This window comes from Rubrivirga sp. SAORIC476 (assembly GCF_002283555.1).
Lineage (GTDB): Bacteria > Bacteroidota > Rhodothermia > Rhodothermales > Rubricoccaceae > Rubrivirga.
In genome coordinates this window covers 63,921-82,085 of the sequence record NZ_MVOI01000002.1, presented here as the reverse complement: position 1 = coordinate 82,085, position 18,165 = coordinate 63,921, and the positions used below count along the sequence as shown (strand labels likewise).

Annotated in this window: 16 protein-coding genes; 6 read left to right on the top strand and 10 right to left on the bottom strand. The window is 70.5% G+C overall.

Features of this window, described 5'->3' with window-relative positions; genetic code table 11:
- Positions 1 to 28: 28 nt before the first annotated feature.
- Both B1759_RS00415 and B1759_RS00410 read left to right on the top strand, forming a co-directional pair.
- Positions 29 to 343: a hypothetical protein gene (locus tag B1759_RS00415; protein WP_095513056.1), complete on the top strand. Its 315-nt coding sequence runs from the start codon at positions 29 to 31 to the stop codon at positions 341 to 343.
- A 2-nt stretch (positions 344 to 345) separates the two neighbouring features.
- Complete coding sequence (locus B1759_RS00410) at positions 346 to 621, top strand: hypothetical protein (protein WP_095513055.1); 276 nt, start codon at positions 346 to 348, stop codon at positions 619 to 621.
- A 7-nt stretch (positions 622 to 628) separates the two neighbouring features.
- On the opposite strand, the gene B1759_RS00405 is transcribed toward B1759_RS00410, so the two are convergent.
- The 5 genes from B1759_RS00405 to B1759_RS00385 all read right to left on the bottom strand — a co-directional run bounded on the left by B1759_RS00405 (position 629) and on the right by B1759_RS00385 (position 8,175).
- Complete coding sequence (locus B1759_RS00405) at positions 629 to 1,657, bottom strand: tartrate-resistant acid phosphatase type 5 family protein (protein WP_158225037.1); 1,029 nt, start codon at positions 1,655 to 1,657, stop codon at positions 629 to 631.
- A gap of 47 nt (positions 1,658 to 1,704) precedes the next feature.
- On the bottom strand, positions 1,705 to 4,056 hold the full coding sequence (locus tag B1759_RS00400; protein ID WP_095513053.1) for a TIM-barrel domain-containing protein: 2,352 nt from the start codon (positions 4,054 to 4,056) through the stop codon (positions 1,705 to 1,707).
- 11 nt (positions 4,057 to 4,067) lie between these two features.
- Complete coding sequence (locus B1759_RS00395) at positions 4,068 to 6,575, bottom strand: glycoside hydrolase family 31 protein (RefSeq protein ID WP_095513052.1); 2,508 nt, start codon at positions 6,573 to 6,575, stop codon at positions 4,068 to 4,070.
- Positions 6,576 to 6,667: 92 nt separating this feature from the next.
- Positions 6,668 to 7,345: a hypothetical protein gene (locus B1759_RS00390; RefSeq protein WP_095513051.1), complete on the bottom strand. Its 678-nt coding sequence runs from the start codon at positions 7,343 to 7,345 to the stop codon at positions 6,668 to 6,670.
- Positions 7,345 to 8,175 (bottom strand): S-adenosyl-l-methionine hydroxide adenosyltransferase family protein, encoded by an 831-nt coding sequence (locus B1759_RS00385; RefSeq protein ID WP_095513050.1) that lies wholly within the window; start codon positions 8,173 to 8,175, stop codon positions 7,345 to 7,347. The genes B1759_RS00390 and B1759_RS00385 overlap by 1 nt, the downstream gene beginning before the upstream one ends.
- Positions 8,176 to 8,259: 84 nt before the next feature.
- On the opposite strand from B1759_RS00385, the gene B1759_RS00380 reads away from it, so the two are divergent.
- Genes B1759_RS00380 through B1759_RS00370 form a run of 3 tightly spaced genes read left to right on the top strand, consistent with a single transcriptional unit; the run spans position 8,260 to position 10,218 of the window.
- Positions 8,260 to 8,853, top strand: coding sequence for a GbsR/MarR family transcriptional regulator (locus B1759_RS00380; RefSeq protein ID WP_198948702.1), 594 nt, complete (start codon positions 8,260 to 8,262; stop codon positions 8,851 to 8,853).
- On the top strand, positions 8,853 to 9,236 hold the full coding sequence (locus tag B1759_RS00375; protein WP_095513049.1) for a YraN family protein: 384 nt from the start codon (positions 8,853 to 8,855) through the stop codon (positions 9,234 to 9,236). Before B1759_RS00380 ends, B1759_RS00375 begins: the two co-directional genes overlap by 1 nt.
- The gene (locus tag B1759_RS00370; protein ID WP_095513048.1) at positions 9,220 to 10,218 is read left to right on the top strand and encodes an isoaspartyl peptidase/L-asparaginase; all 999 of its coding nucleotides are present in this window, start codon (positions 9,220 to 9,222) and stop codon (positions 10,216 to 10,218) included. Before B1759_RS00375 ends, B1759_RS00370 begins: the two co-directional genes overlap by 17 nt.
- Here the strand turns inward: B1759_RS00370 and B1759_RS00365 are convergent.
- The 3 genes from B1759_RS00365 to B1759_RS00355 form a co-directional block, all read right to left on the bottom strand.
- Positions 10,190 to 11,626 (bottom strand): SpoIID/LytB domain-containing protein, encoded by a 1,437-nt coding sequence (locus tag B1759_RS00365; protein ID WP_095513047.1) that lies wholly within the window; start codon positions 11,624 to 11,626, stop codon positions 10,190 to 10,192. The genes B1759_RS00370 and B1759_RS00365 overlap by 29 nt on opposite strands.
- A gap of 79 nt (positions 11,627 to 11,705) precedes the next feature.
- Positions 11,706 to 12,509: a LytTR family DNA-binding domain-containing protein gene (locus B1759_RS00360; protein WP_095513046.1), complete on the bottom strand. Its 804-nt coding sequence runs from the start codon at positions 12,507 to 12,509 to the stop codon at positions 11,706 to 11,708.
- The gene (locus tag B1759_RS00355) at positions 12,506 to 14,953 is read right to left on the bottom strand and encodes a histidine kinase (protein WP_158225036.1); all 2,448 of its coding nucleotides are present in this window, start codon (positions 14,951 to 14,953) and stop codon (positions 12,506 to 12,508) included. Before B1759_RS00355 ends, B1759_RS00360 begins: the two co-directional genes overlap by 4 nt.
- A gap of 37 nt (positions 14,954 to 14,990) precedes the next feature.
- Between B1759_RS00355 and B1759_RS00350 the strand changes: the two genes are divergently transcribed.
- Entirely contained in the window at positions 14,991 to 15,797 is an 807-nt protein-coding gene (locus tag B1759_RS00350) for a TatD family hydrolase (protein ID WP_095513044.1), read from the top strand.
- Positions 15,798 to 16,015: 218 nt separating this feature from the next.
- Here B1759_RS00350 and B1759_RS00345 read toward each other — a convergent pair whose 3' ends face one another.
- Both B1759_RS00345 and pruA read right to left on the bottom strand, forming a co-directional pair.
- Positions 16,016 to 16,480 (bottom strand): hypothetical protein, encoded by a 465-nt coding sequence (locus B1759_RS00345; RefSeq protein ID WP_095513043.1) that lies wholly within the window; start codon positions 16,478 to 16,480, stop codon positions 16,016 to 16,018.
- Between the two features lie 33 nt (positions 16,481 to 16,513).
- Positions 16,514 to 18,154: an L-glutamate gamma-semialdehyde dehydrogenase gene (pruA, locus tag B1759_RS00340; protein WP_095513042.1), complete on the bottom strand. Its 1,641-nt coding sequence runs from the start codon at positions 18,152 to 18,154 to the stop codon at positions 16,514 to 16,516.
- Positions 18,155 to 18,165: the final 11 nt, after the last annotated feature.

Sequence of the window (18,165 nt, the reverse complement as noted above, 5' to 3'; positions counted from 1 at the left end):
ACCCGCGTTCCCACCCGCCCTTGTACCCGTGGCAGAGATCGTCGCCATCGTTTCCATCTTCGTCATCCTGCCTGCCATCATCGTGCAGGCGGTGACCACTGTGAAGAAGGCCAAGTATGCCGCGATGGACTCGAAGGGAGGGGACGGGCTCCGAGCGAGCGACCTGCAACGCCTGATCCAGGAGGCCGTCGAGGACGCCGTGGCCCCACTCCACGACCGCCTCGACGAACTGACCGAGGCGCGGGCCGAGCCACGGCTGGATCCCGGCGTGCTCGCCGACGCGCTCGAGGACCCGGAGGACGACGACGAGGTCGCCGCGGTGCGCCGGCGGACGCGGTCCTGACCGTGCCGTCGGTCCGCCCCGGCCACGACGAGGCCTACTGGGACGCCCTCGCCGACCGAGCGTGGCGTCGCGTTCGCTGGCGCCGACGCCGGTTGCCGGACGCGCCACCGGAGGGGGCGGTGTGCGTCGCCTACGGGACCCCCATCCACCGTGCCGGGACCTACTACGTCCGCCCGGCCTACACCGACGGCAGCGACTGGCTCTGCCAGCAGGCCTACGACGAGATGATCCGCCGGACCGCCGGGCGTCGCGCCTCCCGCCGCTCCGGGAGCCGCTGAGGCGTGCCTACTCCGACCCGAGGCCGAAGGGGAGGTCCAGGCGGGAGCCTCGCCGGAGTGGAACGTCGGCGGCGTAGACGAGCGCCTCGTCCTCGTCGAAGGCCTGGACTTTCATGGTCGTCGGCGACATCGACACGGCCATGAAGCCGGGCGTCCGCAGGGCGAACAGGGTGTTCGGGGTCTCGACCACCTCGCGCGTGAGGGACCCTGCGCCCGACACGAAGTAGTCCACCGAGGAGCCGTCGGGGCGGTGGTGCTGGAGGTTGTGGTCGTGCCCGGCGAAGTAGGCCTGTACACCATGCCGCTCCATGAGCGGCACGAGGCGTTCGACGAGTCGCTCGTTGTCGGAGTAGCGCACCGAGCCGACGTAGATCGGGTGGTGGCCGACGACGATTTTCCACTGCGCCTCCGAGTTGGCCAGCGTGCGGTCCAGCCAGACCAGTTGGTCGTCGGCGTCCCAATCGCCCGAGTCGGAGAAGCGCGCCTGGTAAGTCTCCGGGTACGCCAGCGGGGAGGTGTCGAGGAAGACGAACAACACCTGGGTGCCGTCGTCCAGCGCCAGCGTCTCGGCGAAGTACTGCGCGGGCATGTACCACCGATCGCTGAGCTCGGTGTACGCGATCTGGGCGGGCACGTCGCCCTGCCAGTCGTGGTTGCCGAGGACCGAGTACCAGCGGCTCTGCAGCGACGCCGCCGTGTAGATCGACTCGAAGGACCGGTCCCACTTCACGTCGTCTACGCCGGTCACGCCCGCGAGGTAGAAGTTGTCGCCGGTCGAGATCGTGAACCGGCTCTCGATGGAGGCGCCCACGCGCCCCATCGCGTCGGCCACCTCCGCCTGATTGAAGAAGCCGTTCCGGCCCCAGTCGCCGACGATCAAGAAGTTGAACGCCTCGGGGTCGAAGGCGCCCGGCGCAGTCCCCTCCGCCTCGGTGAAGTCGGGCACGCGCTGGCCGACCGGGGACGGCGTGCCGCAGCCCCACAGGGCCAGCCCGAGGGCCAGTGCGAGGAGCGAGAAGAGCGGGGATCGGGTCATGACGGAGCCAGAACGCATCTGCGGGGGCCGCGCGTTCCCGACCGCCGTCATCCTCTCTGGATCTCGAAGGACGCGCCCACCGGGACGGTGAACCGGGCCGCGCCGTCCCACGTCGCCTCGACCTCGGCTCCGTCAACGCTCACGAGCGCAGGGGCGCCAGCGAGTCCGTGGATGACGACCTCCCAGGCGACCCATTCGGGCTCGTGACGACCGGTCGCTGCGCAGGTGACGCCGAGGGTCTCGCCGTCATCCGACAGGTCCAGCCGGCCGACCCAGGTGTCGCCGTAGCCGTCGCCCTCGTCCTCGAAGAGCCACGAGGTCGTGCGGCCGACGGCCGGGAACACGTGCAGCGTCAGCCGCTCGACGGGTACGCCGGTGTGAGGGCGGACCGGGGCCAGCGGAAGCACCGCCCCCGCGCGGACGTACAGAGGGATCCGGTCCAGCGGCGTGTCGGTCCAGAGCGTCTGGCGTCCCGCGTGCCATTCCGACGTGTGGAGGTCGAACCAGCCTCCGTCAGCCTCCGGCAGGTAGACCTCCCGCTCGGTCTGGCCTTCCACGAGCACCGGGTGCGCCAGCAGGTGGTCGCCGACGTAGAACCCGAGCGGGCTCGTGCCGCGGATCGTCGCGTCGTCGGGGTGGACGAGCGGGAGCGGCCGCAGCATGGGCGTACCGTGGGCGGCGGCCTGCCAGAGCGCCGTGTACAGCACGGGCAGGAGGCGGTATCGCAGCTCGATGGCCTCCTTGCAGACCCGCTCGACCTCCTCGCCGAAGAGCCACGGCTCCTGCCGCGGCGTGTCGACCGCGGAGTGGTTGCGGAACAGGGGCGTCAGCGCGCCCACCTGGGTCCAGCGCGCGAGCAACTCGCCCGACGGCGTCCCCACGAAGCCGCCCACGTCGGTTCCGGTGAACGTCATGCCGGAGACGCCCAGCGACAGACAGGTCTGGACGGCGAGCGTGAGGTGGTCCCACGTGGCTGTGTTGTCACCGGTCCAACTGGTCCCGAACCGCTGCGCGCCGGCGTACGAGGCGCGCGTGATCGTGAACGGGCGGCGCGTCGGCGCGAGCTCGCGGAGCCCGTCGTAGGTCGCGCGCTGCATCTGCATGCCATAGACGTTGTGCGCCTCGGCGTGCGTCCCGCCGGCGCCCTCCATCGCGTGCCGCGCGTCCAACGGGATCGTGCCCACGCCCTCCTCGGCGTTCATCGAGCCCTCGACGTGGGCGACGCTAAAGAGCGCGGGCTCGTTCATGTCGTTCCAGAAGCCCGCCACGCCGTCACGGACCAGCCCACCGTGCAACGCACCCCACCAGTCGCGGACGTGCGGGGCGGTGAAGTCGGGGAAGGCGCAGCGGCCGGGCCACACTTCGCCGTGCACTTCGCCACCGTCCGGGTAGGTCACGTACGCGTCGATGTCCTGCCCTCGCTGGTAGACGTCGTAGTCCGGATCATCCGCCTTGACGCCGGGGTCGACGATCACGACCGAGCGGAAGCCGTCGGAGGCGAGGTCGCCGATCAGGGCCGGGGGATCCGGGAAGCGCTCACGGTCCCACGTGAACACCCGGTAGCCGTCCATGTAGTGGATGTCGAAGTAGAGCGCGTCGCACGGGATGTCGCGCGACCGGAAGCCCTCCGCGACGCCCCGGATGTCGGCCTCGTCCATGTACGAGTACCGGCACTGGTGGTATCCGAGCGCCCACTTCGGCAGCATCGGGGTCCGGCCGGTCAGGCGGGCGTAGCTCTCCACGACGCCGAGGGCGGTCGGGGCGTGGAGGATGTACAGATCGAGGTCGCCCCCGGCCGACTCGTAGTGGAGCCAGTCGTCCATCCACGCGCCGAGGTCGAAGCGGCTGCGGAACGTGTTGTCGTAGAACAGCCCGACGTTGGTCTCGGCGCCCTGCTTGAGGACGAACGGCACCGACTTGTAGAGCGGGTCCGTGCCCCGCTGGTACTTGAAGGCGTCCGTGTTCCAGAGCGTGACCGCGTGGCCGCGGCGGTCCAGGCGGAAGGCCTTGTCTCCCAGCCCGAAGAGCCGGTCCGCGCTGTGCAGGCGTACCGAGTGGCCGACGCCCTCGGCCACCAGCCGACCGGTCTCGACGAGCACGTGGCCGCTGTGCCGGTCGGTCACCACGAACGCGCCCGACTCCGCCTCGACGCGGATCTGGAGCGCCGCCGTTTCGGCCTCGGTCCAGTCGCCCTCGCGGACGACCCACTCGCTCGGCCCGTCCCACCGAGCCTCGGGGTCGATGGCGTACGAGAGCCGGTCGGAGAGCGTCCCGCCGTCGCGGACGAGCCGGACCCGGAGCACCGTGTCCGAGAGAGCATCGACGTGGAGCGTCCCGACGGGGGTAGAGACAGCGAGCACGCCGACCGCTTCGGTCGGCGCGGGGAGGGGGGACGACATGGGGAGATCGGCTAGCGGACCTCGACGCGGGTCACGTCGGTGCGGGTGCGGACGACCCGCCAGGGGCCGTCCTCGAAGGTGGTGGTGTCGGCGTCCGGGTCGGTCTCGCTGCTGTCGATGGTCACGCCGTCGACGGTGACGTGGTGCGCGTCGCCGAGGCCGGAGAGCGGGATCCGCCACTCGATCCGGTGGTGGGGCAGCCCGTAGGATCCCTCGCGCGTCAGCGTGGCCCCGAAGCCGTCGGCCTCGTCCACTTCGACGCCGAGGCGGAAGAAGTCGCCGCCCTCGTGAGCGTAGCTCAGGCCGTCGTCGAAATAGAACGACGAGGTGCCCGTGCCGGGGAACGCCCAGAGCGTGAGGGTGCCGGGCGCCGAGAGCGCGGTCGACAGCGTCGGCGGGTCGAGGGCGACGACGCCGCCCGCGCGGCCGTAGAGCGGCAACGTGTCCAGGGGGGCGTCCACGGTGCGGCGCTGACCGCCCGGGACGGCCTCTCCGGTCCAGACGTCCGTCCAGCCGCCGGGCACGTCCGGGAAGTAGACCTCGCGCTGGCGGGCGCCATCCTCGACGATGGGGCAGGCCATGAGGTGCTGGCCGAGGTACATCTGGTCGTCGCAGCCGCGGTGCGTGTTCGGGTCCTCGGGGTGCTCCAGGGCGAGCGCCTTCAGGGGCGGCTCGCCGGTCCGCGTGCAGCGCTCGAAGGCCGAGTAGATCGTCGGCAGGAGCTGGTAGCGGAGCGTCAGGTAGCGGCGCGAGATGCCCTCGACCTCCTCGCCGAAGCTCCAGGGCTCCTGCTGGTCGATCTCCTCATGGGAGTAGTGCGTCCGCATGAAGGGGTACAGCACGCCTGCCTGCATCCAGCGGGCAAAGAGCTCCGGCGACGGGGCCCCCGCGAACCCGCCGATGTCGGGGCCGCAGAAGCCGAGGCCGGAGAGCGAGAGGCTCTGGCAGATCTGGAGCGAGAGCAGCAGGTGCTCCCAGGACGATACGTTGTCGCCCGTCCAGGCCGCCGCGTACCGCTGGCTGCCCGCGAAGCAGGCGCGGGTGAGGAGGAACGGCCGCTCGTCCGGGCGTATGGTCCGCAGGCCCTCGTGGGTCGCCTTGGCCATCAGGAGCCCATACACGTTGTGGGCCTCCCGGTGGTCGGTGGGGCCCGTCCCGCGGTCCTCGAAGGCGAAGCGGACCTCGTCGGGGAAGTCGCGCCCGCCGAGGATGGCCGGCTCGTTCATGTCGTTCCAGAACCCGGTCACGCCCGCGTCGAGGTAGCGCTTGTGGGTCTCGCCCCACCACATGCGGGCCTCGATCTTCGAAAAGTCCGGCCAGTGGACGTCGCCGGGCCAGACGGTGTCAGTGAAGTCCGTGCCGTCCGGGTTCTCACAGAAGAAGCGGCGCGTGGTCCCTTCCTGGTATGCGAAGTAGTCCGGGTCCACCTTCACGCCGGGGTCCACGATGACGACCGTCCTCACGCCTAGCTCCTTGAGGTCGTCCGTGAGCGCCTTCGGATCGGGGAACGCCTCCGGGTCCCAGGTGAACACCCGGTAGCCGTCCATGTAGGCGATGTCGAGGTGGATGCACTCCAGCGGGAGATCGCGGCGACGGAACTCGTGTGCGATCCAGCGAGCGTACCCGTCGTCCTGATAGTTCCAGCGGCTCTGGTGGAAGCCCAGCGACCACCTGGCCGGCATCGGCTTGTGGCCGGTCAGGTCGCAGTAGCGACGGAGGGGGTGCTTGAGCCCGGCCGCCTCGCCCGCCTCGGGCGCGAACACGTAGTACCGGAGCTCGCCGTCCTCCGCCCCGAACCACCAGTCGCTCTCCGACGCCACCCCGAGATCCATCTCGGACCGGAACGAGTTGTCGAAGAACAGGCCCGCGCCGGTCCATCCATCGTCGCCGGGGGCGAGCACCAGGGAAAACGGGATCGACTTGTAGATCGGGTCCTGCTCTGGCGCATAGGCGTATGTGTCCGCGTTCCAGAACGTGAGCTGTCGGCCCGCCCGGTCCAGCTCGAACGTCTTGTCGCCCTGGCCGAAGAACCGGGTTTCTGGGATGAGCGTTTTCCAACAGCGCGTCACCATGCGACCGTCGACCTCCGCGAAGCCCGCACCCGCGGAGTCCTGAAGGAACGGGCGCCCCGCCGGCGTCTCGAACGACAGGCGGCAGGGCGACTTGCGGACGCGCAGTGTCATCGCGTCCGTGGTGACAGTCCACTCCGAGCCGTTGTCGATCAGGACGGGCGTGAGTCCCGGCCACGCGGTCTGGTCATCGAGCGCGTAGGAGAACGGGGTCTCGTCGGCGTCGGCGCCGTGGCCGGCCACGGTGAAGTCGCCGGTCGGCGCCAGGCGCACCCGTGCCACGTCCGAGGCGAGCAGGGAGACCGCCAGGCGGGGGCCGCCACAGTCGAGGACGACCGTGGAGCCGACGACCTCGGCCGACACGACATCCCCGAGGAGCGTGAACCGGTCGTCCGGGACGGCTGCGAAGGGGTGCGGGAGGTCGGCGGGGCCGACGGTGGAGTAGCTCATAGATCAGGCGTAAGCGCTTACTCTGAAAGATACCGACGGCACCTGGACTCGGCCCACAGGGCCACCGATGCCGCCACGCGGAGGGAGGCCCCTCAGCTCGACACGGTCTGACGGATGCGTTCCGCCACGCGTTCATCCGGGGTGACGGCCGTGAAGATCATGGCACGCAGCCGCCACGTGATCACGAACTGGCCCTCCACCACGCGCGAGTCGACGGGGGTGGGCTCGCTGAGTGCGGCGTACGTCCCCTCGGGCAGGTCGAACGCCTCACCGACCCGGTCGAGCAGGATGTAATCGTAGGCGTAGACGGTCGCGCGCTCACCGGTGGCGCCCTCGTATCGAAAGGCCGGGACCTGAACCGAGGTCGGAGAGGACGCGGGGGAAACCTGGACGGCACCGATCGAGGGAACGCCCACGCCCACGATCGCCAGCGACGGCAGGTCGGGCGGGGCGACGTCCCACCCCAGTTCTTCGAGCACCACCTCCCGCGCCACGTCCGGCTCGGTGGTCATGCGCTCGGGCATAAACGAGTCTGAGGTCTCGACGAGGTGCAGCAACACGTCGTCGGCAGTCGAAGGGGAGGGCCAGAGCCACCAGGCCAGCCCGCCCACCAGGGACAGACCGACTGCGATCAGGATGAGCGTCCGCGGGCGCCACATCGGGCGGAGGGGCACGCCGGGGGTGCTAGGCGCGGGCCCCGGGCGCGACTGGACGCGGTCGAAGGCGGGCAGCGACTCGACATCGGTCGAGGACACGGTCGGGTCGGCCATCAGGCGTTGGTGGCGAGCTCGGACGCGAGTGGCTCCGGTCGCGGCGGCGCGTCGAACACGAGGTGGACCGTGTCGCCGCGCTCCACCGACAGGAGGCGGGAGGCGTGGCCGCGGTTGACGGCGATCTCGAGCAGGTCCGTGCTGCCGAACAGGGTCAGCGGGTCGCCTGCGCCCACCTCGCCGTACGTGTCCCGATGGGTCCGGAAGACCGCCGAGCCAGCGTAGCACTTGAAGGGGCGGCCGTCGCTGTGCCGCTCGACCTGTTCGCGAGTGATGTTGGTGACGCAGTTGCCGAACTGGTCGACGTGGAGGATCATCCCGAAGACGCCCTGCTCATCGGTGCGGGGCTGAGGCCAGTGGAGAGGGGTGACGCCGTCGATGGGGGACCCGACGTCGCTGAGCATCGCGCCGGCGGCCAACCGGGCGGCTGCGGGACCGAACACATCCCGACCGTGGAAGGTCGCGCTCGCCTCCGCCGCGACGGGCAGCTCGACGGCCTCGGTCACGCGCTCCGTGCCCGCGATCAGCGCCAGGACCCCGTTGTCCGGGCCCACGAACACGTGCGTGTCGCCGGCGACCTCGAACCGGGCCGCGATGGCGCGCCGCGCCGTCCCCACGCCGGGGTCCACCACGACGAGGTGGACGGTGCCCTCCGGAAAGTGCGGGACGACCTGCCGCAGCGTGAACCCGGCCGACATCACATCTTGGGCCGGGACCTCGTGCGTCACATCCACCATGTGGAGCGACGGCGCCAGTCGGAGCATCGCCCCCTTCATGGCGGCGACGTACCCGTCACGGAGGCCGAAGTCGGTGGTGAGCGTGACGATCACGGCGGTGGGAGGCGAGCCGACAAGGTACCGCTCCCCTTCGCCGCTGTCCTCCCCGCTATCTTGCACGAGTCAGACCCCCCTCCCGTGGACGCTTCCGAATCTGCTCTCCGTTCCTTCGACGCGCTCAGCGACGGAGGCCGCCATGCCCTCGACGAGTTCGTGCGGCTCTGGGGGGAGATGGCCTCGCACTGGGGCATCAACCGGACGATGGCGCAGATCCACGCGCTGCTCTACGCGACCGCCCAGCCGCTCGACACGGACGAGATCATGGAGCGGCTCCAGATCAGCCGCGGCAACGCCAACATGAACCTCCGCGGCCTCGTGGACTGGAACCTCGTCCGCAAGACGCACCAGTCGGGCTCGCGGAAGGACTACTTCGTGGCCGAGCAGGACGTCTGGACCATCACGACGACCATCATCGAGGAGCGGCAGCGTCGCGAGATCAAGCCCGTACAGGAGGCGCTGGACGGGGTGGCCCACGATCTCCGCGCCCACGCCGAGGCGGTGGACGCAGATGCCGCGCTCGCGGATCGCGTCGAGGCCCTCGTCGAGATCATGGAGGTCTTCGACGGCTTCACGCAGGCACTCCTGCCGCTCGTGCGCGGGCGCAACACCGAGAAGGTGCGTCGGGTGACGCGCTTCGCGTCCAAGCTGCGCCGTCCGCGCGAGGAAGGCTGATGGCCAGCACCGCAGAGATCGGTCGCCGCGGAGAGGACGTCGCCGTCGCGTTTCTGGAGGCGAAGGGATTCCGCATCCTCGACCGCAACGTCCGCTGGGGCCGTGAAGAGGTCGACATCGTCGCCTTCGAGCCGACGCCGCGAAACGACGGCGGCATGATCGTGTTCATCGAGGTCAAGGCGCGCAGCGGCACCGGCTACGGACGTCCCGAGGCGGCGGTCGATAAGCCGAAGCAGGAGGCCATCATGCGTGTCGCCGAGGCCTTCCTCCACGAGCGCCGCCTCATCCCGTCCCCGACCCGGTTCGACGTGGTGGCGGTTCAGTTCGGCCCCGGGGAGCCCGAGGTGGAGCACTTCGAGAACGCGTTTGGCTACTTCGTCTGACCCGGTCGCGGGCATCGTGCCCGGCGACGGCCCGCTCGTGCTCGTCCACGGCGGCGCCTGGGACATCCCGCTCGACGAAACGGACGCCCACCTGGAAGGGATGGAGCGTGCGCTCCGCGTCGGCCGCCGAGCCGTTGAGCACGGCCTGGATGCCGTGCACACCGTCGTGGAGGTGGTGGCAGCCCTGGAGGACCATCCGGCCTTCGACGCCGGACGGGGGGCGGTCCTCGACCGGGATGGTCTCCCCCAACTCGATGCCGGGATCATGGATGGGCCGTCGCTTCGATGGGGCGCCGTCGCCAACGTGCGTCGGCTGAAGAACCCCGTCCGAACGGCCCACGCGCTGCTCGGAGCCGACGGGCTGGCCAGGCTGATGGTGGCCGAGGGCGCAGAGCGGTTCGCCGCTGAACGTGGCCACGCGTCCGTCCCGCCGTCCGCGCTGATCGTGCCGCGCGAGACCGACCGCTACGCGCGCCTGGCGGAACATGCCACCTTCCACACCAGCGCCGCCTTCGCGGGGGCGATGGACGTCCCCAGGGGCACCGTCGGCTGCGTCGTGCGCGACGCGGAGGGGAGGCTGGCGGCGGCGACCTCGACCGGGGGCGCCCCGTTCACCCGTCCGGGCCGCGTCGGCGACTCGCCGATCCCCGGTGCGGGCTTCTTCGCCGACGGCTTCGGGGCCGCCTCGGCGACCGGCTGGGGGGAGGCGATCCTCACGACCCAGCTCTGCGCACGGGCGGTCGGGTCGGTAGAGCGAGGGGCAATCGAGGCCGCGCGCGAGGCGCTGGTGGACCTCGACCGGCGCGTCCGCTGGCCGGGTACGGCGCGGGCTACCGGTGGGCTTCTCCTCGCCGCCGCCGACGGCACGGCCGCGTGGGCGTTCTCGACGCCGCGGATGGCCCGCGGCTGGTGGCGACCCGGTGAGGCCCTGGGGATGGGACTCGACGCGCCCGCTACCAGGCGGCGCGACGCTGGGGCGTGACCGATTCCTCGGTCTCCGTCACAGGAGACGACGCTGCGCTCGGCACGGCCGAGGCGGCCGGGGTGGAGGGCCGCCCGTCGATCGCCGGACGCTCTCGCTCCCCAGACCCGTGGGCGATGTGTCGCGGAGTCGGCCAGCGGCGAGCGGTGGCGGGGACGTAGCGCGTGCGCAGCGCCGAGGGCTGCCGCGGGATGGCCGCTCCCGGGGACGCATCGGCCAGCACCTCAGGAGAGGAGGGGGAGGGCCGGGCGGCGACGGGAAGGGGAGAGGCTCCCGATCCCGACCGCACCTCCGTCCCCACGAAGTAGTGAGCCAGGATGTCGCGGTACGTCCGACCCGCGCGGGCCTGCCCGAGGGCACCGTACTGGCTCATTCCAACCCCGTGCCCGAAGCCGCTACCCTCAAAGACGTAGTTCCCGCCCTCGACCGAGAGGTCGAACCGGGTGCTCCGCACCACCCGTGCCCCGGCGACGCTGTTGACGGTCCGCCGGAATTGAGCCCCGGTAATGGTCTCCGTCCGCCCGCCGATGAGGCGCATGGTCAGGATGCGGTTCGAGCGGGACCGGCGGAGCACCTCCACGCCCTGGATGTCGCCGCCGTACTGACGCTGAAGGGCCGACAGGACGGTCTGCCGGCTCGCCGTCGTCCGCCAGCGGAAGTCGGGGGCGACTTCGTCGTAGGGGTCTGGGACGGCTCGTAGGTACGGAATCGGTGCGCCGTTCCAGACGGCGTCGTTGTCGGCCGTGTGACCGCCCGAGGAGGAGTAGTAGTAGGCGTCCGCCAACTCGCCGTGGTAGGTGAGCACTTCGCCGCGGGTCTCCATGGCCGCCCGGGTGCTCGTCGCACTCGTGGCACCGACGCCACGGTACACCTGCGAGCCGTTGTGGTCGTCGAGGTCGTACGTGGCGTGAGCGCCTGCGCGCCGAGCCGCGTACGTGCGGGCGAGGATGGCCTGGGCTTTGGCGCCCTCGAGCACGTCGAACCCGAACTCGCTCTGGACCACGCTTGCCACGTAGGGCTCCATCGGGGCATGGTTCACGATCTCCAGATGGCTACCGGAGGCGCCAAACGCCAGCATGCCGGGGTAGTGACGGTCCGTCGATGCGGAGCGGAATCGCAGGGTCTCCCCCTCGACCCGCACGGTCCGGCCGGTCTGGTCGGCCCCTCCGAAGCGGACCCGGAGGCCCGATCCCGTTCGCGTCACCGTCGCGGTCTCGCCGACGGACAGCCAGCCGGCGTCCGACCCATCCACCCGAACCCGTGCTGATCCGGAGACCGGCTCGACCCGCGCTTCGGTGAGCGACTGACGGCTCAGTAGCCGGACGCGAACAGTGGCGTCGGCTGAGGTCTGTGCGAGCGCTGCGGACGAAAGGAGAAGGCCTAAACAGGCGTAACGAACGGAGCGCATCGCAGGGACGTGGTGGTCCCCAAGGAATCGGGAAACGCGCGCCCCGCCGCAATCGACCGGGAGAAAGGGAACGGTCGGATTACAGAGTGAGCCGTCCGCGCAGATCCCGGGATCGGGCTCGGCTCGCCGTCACCTCGTGCCCGCCGGTCAGGACCAGCTTGTAGCGCCCCGAGAACCACGGAATCATCTCCTGAATGGCCCCGAGACGGACGAGTGCGTTGCGGTGGACGCGCATGAACTGATCCGGGTCGAGGCGGCTCTCCAGCGCATCTAGCGTGAAGGCGACGATGTGCCGTTGGAGCGTCGGCCCGTCGTTGCGAACGTAGAGGCTCGTGATCCCGTCGTGCACCTCTGCTGCGACCACCTCCGCCGCCTCGACGATCAGGAGCCGGTCGCGCCCCTGGACCGTGAACCGCTCGATGGGAGGCCCACCGGGAGCAGGCGACGGCACGACCTCGTCGAGGGTGTCGAGCAGGTCCGCCAGCCGCGCGTCGGTGTCGTCGCCGTCGCGACGGCGGGACTCCACGCGCTCGATGGCGACATCCAGCCGCTCGGCGCTGAGGGGCTTGAGGAGGTAGTCGGTCGCGTTGGCGTCGAACGCCTGGAGGGCATACTCGTCGTAGGCCGTCGTGAACACCACGTCGGGCCGTTGGCCGGGCGGCAGGCGCTCGATGACGCCGAAGCCGTCCACCTCCGGCATCCGCACATCAAGGAAGGCGAGGTCGTAGGCCTCGGCCGTCAAGATCTCGACCGCCTCCACGCCATCGGCGGCCTCGTCGACGGGGCCGAGGCGGCCCGCCTCGACGTAGGGCTCGAGCAGGCGGCGCATCCGCGAGCGGGCAGGGGCTTCATCGTCGACGATCAGGACGCGGAGGGCGCTCATGGGGAGAGGGGCAGATGGAGAGTGGCGAGGACGCCGTCGTCCTGGGGGTCGACGGTCAGGGTGGCGGCGTCGCCGTAGAGCAGGTCGAGGCGGTCGCGGACGTTGCTCAGCCCGACGCCGAACGTGGCGCCTGCGGGCCCGAGCCCGACGCCCGTATCACGGACCGTCACTGTCAGGTGATCCGCCGCTCGCCGAGCGTGCACCGTCACGGAGCCGCCGCCGCGCTTGCGTTCGATGCCGTGCTTGACGGCGTTCTCCACCAGCGTTTGGACGGCGAAGGCGGGCACCGGCACGTCGTCGGCCTCGGGCGCGGTCTCGACGGTCACCGTGAGGGCGTCACCGAATCGTGCTTCTTCGACGAACAGATAGCGGCGGACGAGGCGAAGCTCGTCGCGGAGCGGCACGAGCGCCTGACCGCTGGCCGTCAGCACGTCGCGGAAGAGGCCCGCGAGGTGCTCCACGGTCGCCTCGGCGTGGTCGGGGCGGTCGCGGATGAGCGCGGCGACCGTGTTGAGGGCGTTGAACAGGAAGTGGGGGTTGATCTGCGCCCGGAGGGCCGCCATTTCGGCCTCAGAGGTCTGGCGGATCAAGGCGAGTTCGCGGTCGACCAGGCGAAGGCGTTCGATAGCGAGGGCGAGTTGCGCCGCCAGCGACCGAAGCTGTGCGACGTCCTCGGTGTTGTAGACGGCCAGCCGCCGCGCCTTCCGGCCCAGCACGAGGAGGCCCACGGGCGTTCCTCGACCGGTGATCACGGGGACCGCGAGCGCAGCCCCGAGGCGGGCGAGGTGGGTCGAGATCCCCGCCGGGAGGTCCGCCTCGTTCAACTCCTCGTTGCGGGACCACACGCGGCCTTCCTCGCGGAGCCGTGCCCAGACCCGGCCCAACTCGGCCTGGGTGAACGAAGGCGGCTCAGGCTGGAACCGGGCCTCCACCCAGCGCTCGTCGGGGGTGCCCCGCGCGGCCAACAAGAACACGACGGCGGACCGAACGCTCAAGGCGTCGCCCAACGCCTCGGCGGCACCGTGCGCGAGCGCGTCCACGTCGAGGAACGCGCCGATCTGGTCCCCAAAGCGGTCGAGCCGACGCCGTGCCCGTTGTCGCTGCGTCTGGAGGGTCCGCTCGATGGCTGTCCGCAACGCGGGCGTGGCGCGCTCGGCGAGCAGGATCAGGATCACCACCAGCATGCCCAGGGCGAGGGGGTGCGATCCGCCCGGCAGGACGAGGTCCAGGAATGCCGAGCCGAGCACGATCACTCCGAAGGAGAGGGTGAGCAGCGAGATCGTCGCGACGCTCTTCATCAGCAGCGCGTCGAACGGGCCGTACCGAAGCGTGGAGAACGAGACCAGGGCGACGGGCAGCAGCGAGAACAGCTGGAAGGCGAGCACGAACCACGCCGTCACGATCTCGGCCTCCCGCGGCCCCGGCCCGAGCCGCGTCAGCACGATCACGGCGCCGACCACCGCGGCCAGGCACACGAGCGCGCTCCCGACCCGGCTCCAGCGCTGGCCGGGTTCGTCGGACCCACGTCGTGCGTCCAGGACCACGAAGCCGGTCGCTGCGGCGACATAGACGCAGACGTAGAACAGGATCGGGACCGCGAATGCATCGGGGGGGAGAGGGCCCGCGTGTCCCGCCAGGGTCGCCGTGAGGACGCCCGCCCCGAGCACGATCGCAGGGATGGCGAGCAGGCCCCGTGCGCGCCCCAGCCCGATCATGCCGCTGCGGGTCCGGAGGCTCTGATCGAGCAGCAGCGCCGGGTAGGCCAGCCACCCCGCGATGGCGACCAGCGTCATGGCGTCGAACACGGCGCGGCCGGGGGTTGGCACGGCGGGGGGCGGGCCGAACACGGTCACCCAGAGCCACCGCATCGCTTGCACCCCGACCCATAGCAGGGCTGCGCCGATGAGATGCTTCGAGCGCAACGCCCGTCGGCTCCGGGGAGCGAGGGGGGCGACCGTGAGGTACGCGAGCAGGTGGAGTAGCAGCACGACACCGAACGCCCATCCCGTCGTCACCCAGAGGGCCGTGCTGAGCGGGTAGAGGAACGTGGGATATCGCTCCACGCGGATGTCGGCCGTGCGCATCGCGCCGCCCCGCTCCAGGCCGTAGGTCAGCACGGTGCCCGTCGCGCGCTCCGACTGGCGACGGGCCTCGTCCGCCGTGCGGACCTCCAGGAAATCGATCGCCGTCAGCACGTCGCCTTCGAAAACGCCCGCCCGGTCGCCTGCGGCGTTTGGGAGCACATACTGCGCCACGACGCGGCCGTTCGCATCCTCCCAGCGCACCCCGTCGAACCCGAGTGCTGTCGTCTCGGTCAGCGGCAGCCCCACGTCGCGCAGGTACTCGGCCCAGCTGACGGCCAGCGAGACGAGCGGCAGCAGCGCCAGCCCGGCGAGGGCCAGGGCCAGCCCGCGGGCGAGCCATGGACGGGGGGCGCGAAGCATGCCGGAATCTAGGCCGCCGATCACGCGTCGCAGAGGCATGCCCGAATCCCTCGTCGACACCCACGTCCACCTCTACGCCACGGCCTACGACGCCGATCGCGACGCCGTCGTCGCCCGTGCTGCGGAGGCCGGCGTCACCCAACTCATCCTTCCTGCCGTCGACATCGCGTCGATCCATGCCTCGCTGGCGCTGGCCGAGCGCCATCTCGGCGTGTTCGTGATGGCGGGACTGCACCCGACCTACCTCGCCGAGGAGGCAGCAGATGCCTTCGATCAGATTGAGCCGTTATTGCATAAGCCGTCCATCGTCGCCATCGGCGAAACGGGTCTGGACTACTACTGGAGCACGGACCACGTCGACCTCCAGCAGGACTCGCTTCGTGCCCACGCCCGCCTCGCTGCGATCTACGACCTCCCGCTGGTGCTGCACAACCGAGACAAGCAGGGGAGGGAGGACTGCTCTCGCGACCTCGTTCGCATCCTCCGCGACGTGAAATCGGAAGGGCTGGGCCCGCTGACCGGCGTTTTTCATTGCTTCGGGGGGCCAGAGTGGCTGGCCGCCGACGTCCTCGATCTCGGCTTCCACGTCGGCCTGGGCGGCACGCTCACGTTCAAGAACGCGGGCGTGGCCGACGCCATCGACGGCATCCCCCTGGACCGGATCGTCCTCGAAACCGATGGCCCGTATCTCGCTCCGACCCCGCATCGGGGCACCCGCAACGAACCGGCCTACGTGCCGCTGGTCGCCCAGCGCCTCGCCGAGGTGCGCGGCCTCACGGTGGACGAAGTGGCGCGCGTCACGACCGCCACCGCCCGTCGGCTCTTCAAGCTGCCCGAGGGCTGAGGCTCAGTCGAAGTCACTACACGAGAGGTAGTAGTGACAGCGCGTGCAGATCCGCTTGCAGCGGTGGTCGACCAGACGGCTCGAACAGTTCGGGCAGTAGTTCCAGTAGTCGCCCGAACTCGATATTCCGTTATTGCATTGTGGCCCAGCTTTTCTCGCCCGTGACTCCTCCGGGAAGGGAAGGTCAGGCTCGCGAAGACTCGGTCGACTCGATGGATTCATCCCCCCGCGTAGAGGGCCTCGCTCTGCCGGGCCGCGCCCCGGAACGCCTGGACCAGCTCGTCGAACGCAGGCCAGTCCTCGGGGCGAAAGGACACGACGGAGTCGCCCAGACCGACGGTCAGTTCTCCGTTCTGGAGCCGGGCCGAGAACACGGGGAGCAGGTCCTCCTCGGTCGCCTCGGACGCCGCCTGCCAGATCGACTGGACCGCCGCGTGCGTCCCGCGGATGTCCACCTGCGCGGGCGTCGTGACGAGCCGGTTCTGTCCGATCCCCGCGGCGATGACGTATGCGGTCGCTGTCCCTCCGACGAAGGGCCACAGGATGCTCTCGCCCTGGAGGGCCGCCGCCAGGCCGACGGTCATCACGGCGAGCAGGGCCAGCGCGACCGGCCGCGCCTGCGCCTGTAGCGCGAGGAGCGGCCGGGACACGACGCCGGGGTAGTGGATGCTTCGGAAGGTCATGGTGGCTGTACGTCCTCCGAGCGACGCAGGTGCCTACGACTCCGACGCGTCCGTATCGAGGAACGGGTACGTGAAGTGCGTGGCCGGCACGAACGTCTCCTTCAGCGAGCGCAGGCTCGCCCAGCGGAGCAGGTTCAGCTTCGAGCCGGCCTTGTCGTTGGTGCCGGAGCCTCGCGCCCCCCCGAAGGGCTGCTGCCCGACGACCGCGCCGGTCGGCTTGTCGTTGAGGTAGAAGTTGCCCGCCGCGTCCGCGAGACGGTCCGTGGCGTGGGCGAGCACCGCGCGGTCCTGCGCGAAAACGGCCCCCGTAAGCGCGTACGGGCTCGTCGCGTCGACAAGGTCGAGGAGGTCGTCGAACGACCGGTCCGACACGAACACCGAGGCGACGGGGCCAAACAACTCCTGCTCCATCGTCTCGTAGGCCGGGTCGTCGGCGACCAGCACCGTCGGATCGATGAAGAAGCCGTCGTCCTTGCGGTGCTCGCCGCCGTGGAGCACCTGGACGTCGTCGGCCGCCTTGGCGCGTTCGATGTAGCCCGTGATCTTGTCGTACGCCCGCTCGTCGATGACGGCGTTGACGAAGTGGGAGAAGTCCTCCACCGGGCCTACGGTGATGTCGGCCATCTGCGCCGCCAGCGACTCCTGCACAGCCGGCCAGATGGAGGGGTCGACGTAGATCCGGCTGGCCGCGGAGCACTTCTGCCCCTGGTACTCGAACGACCCGCGGACGATGGCCGTCGCCACCGCGTCCGGGTCGGCGCTCTCGTGGGCGACGATGAAGTCCTTGCCGCCCGTCTCGCCGACGATACGGGGGTAGGCGCGGTAGTGGTCGAGGTTGTTGCCGATCTCGCGCCAGAGGTGGTTGAACGTGGCCGTCGAGCCGGTGAAGTGGAGCCCCGCGAGGTGCTCGCTGGCCAGGACCGGGTCGCCCACGTCCGCACCGTCGCCGGGGAGGAACTGGATGACGCCCGGCGGGATCCCGGCCTCTTCCAGCAGGTCGACGATGACCTGCGCCGAGTACGTCTGCGTCGGCGACGGCTTCCAGAGGACCGTGTTGCCGAGCAGCGCCGGGGCCGTCGGCAGGTTGGCGGCGATGGAGGTGAAGTTGAACGGCGTGACGGCGAACACGAAGCCCTCCAGGGGGCGGTACTCGGTCCGGTTCCAGATGCCGGGCGCGGAGATCGGCTGCTCGGCCATCATCTCGCGGTAGAACTGGACGTTGAACCGGAAGAAGTCCACCATCTCGCAGGCGGCGTCGATCTCGGCCTGGTACGGGTTCTTGGACTGCCCGAGCATCGTGGCGGCGTTCATCCGGTCGCGGTACGGGCCCGCCAGCAGGTCGGCGGCTTTGAGGAAGACCGCCGCGCGGTCGGACCAGTCGAGTCGGGCCCAGTCGTGCCTCGCCGCCAGGGCACCCCGGATGGCGGCTTCGACGTCCTCCGTGCGGGCCTTCTGGAAGGTCCCCAGCGAGCGCGAGCGTTCGTGCGGCGGGTGGATGCTTTCCACGCGCCCCGTCTCGACGCGCACGCCGTCGATCACGGGCAGGATCTCGACTTCATCCCCACGCATCGTCATCAGCGTGGAACGGAGCGAGGCGCGCTCGGGACTGCCCGGCGCATAGCTGCGGACGGGCTCGTTGACGGCGGCGGGGGGGGAAGCGATCGCGTTGTGCATAGGGGTCGGGC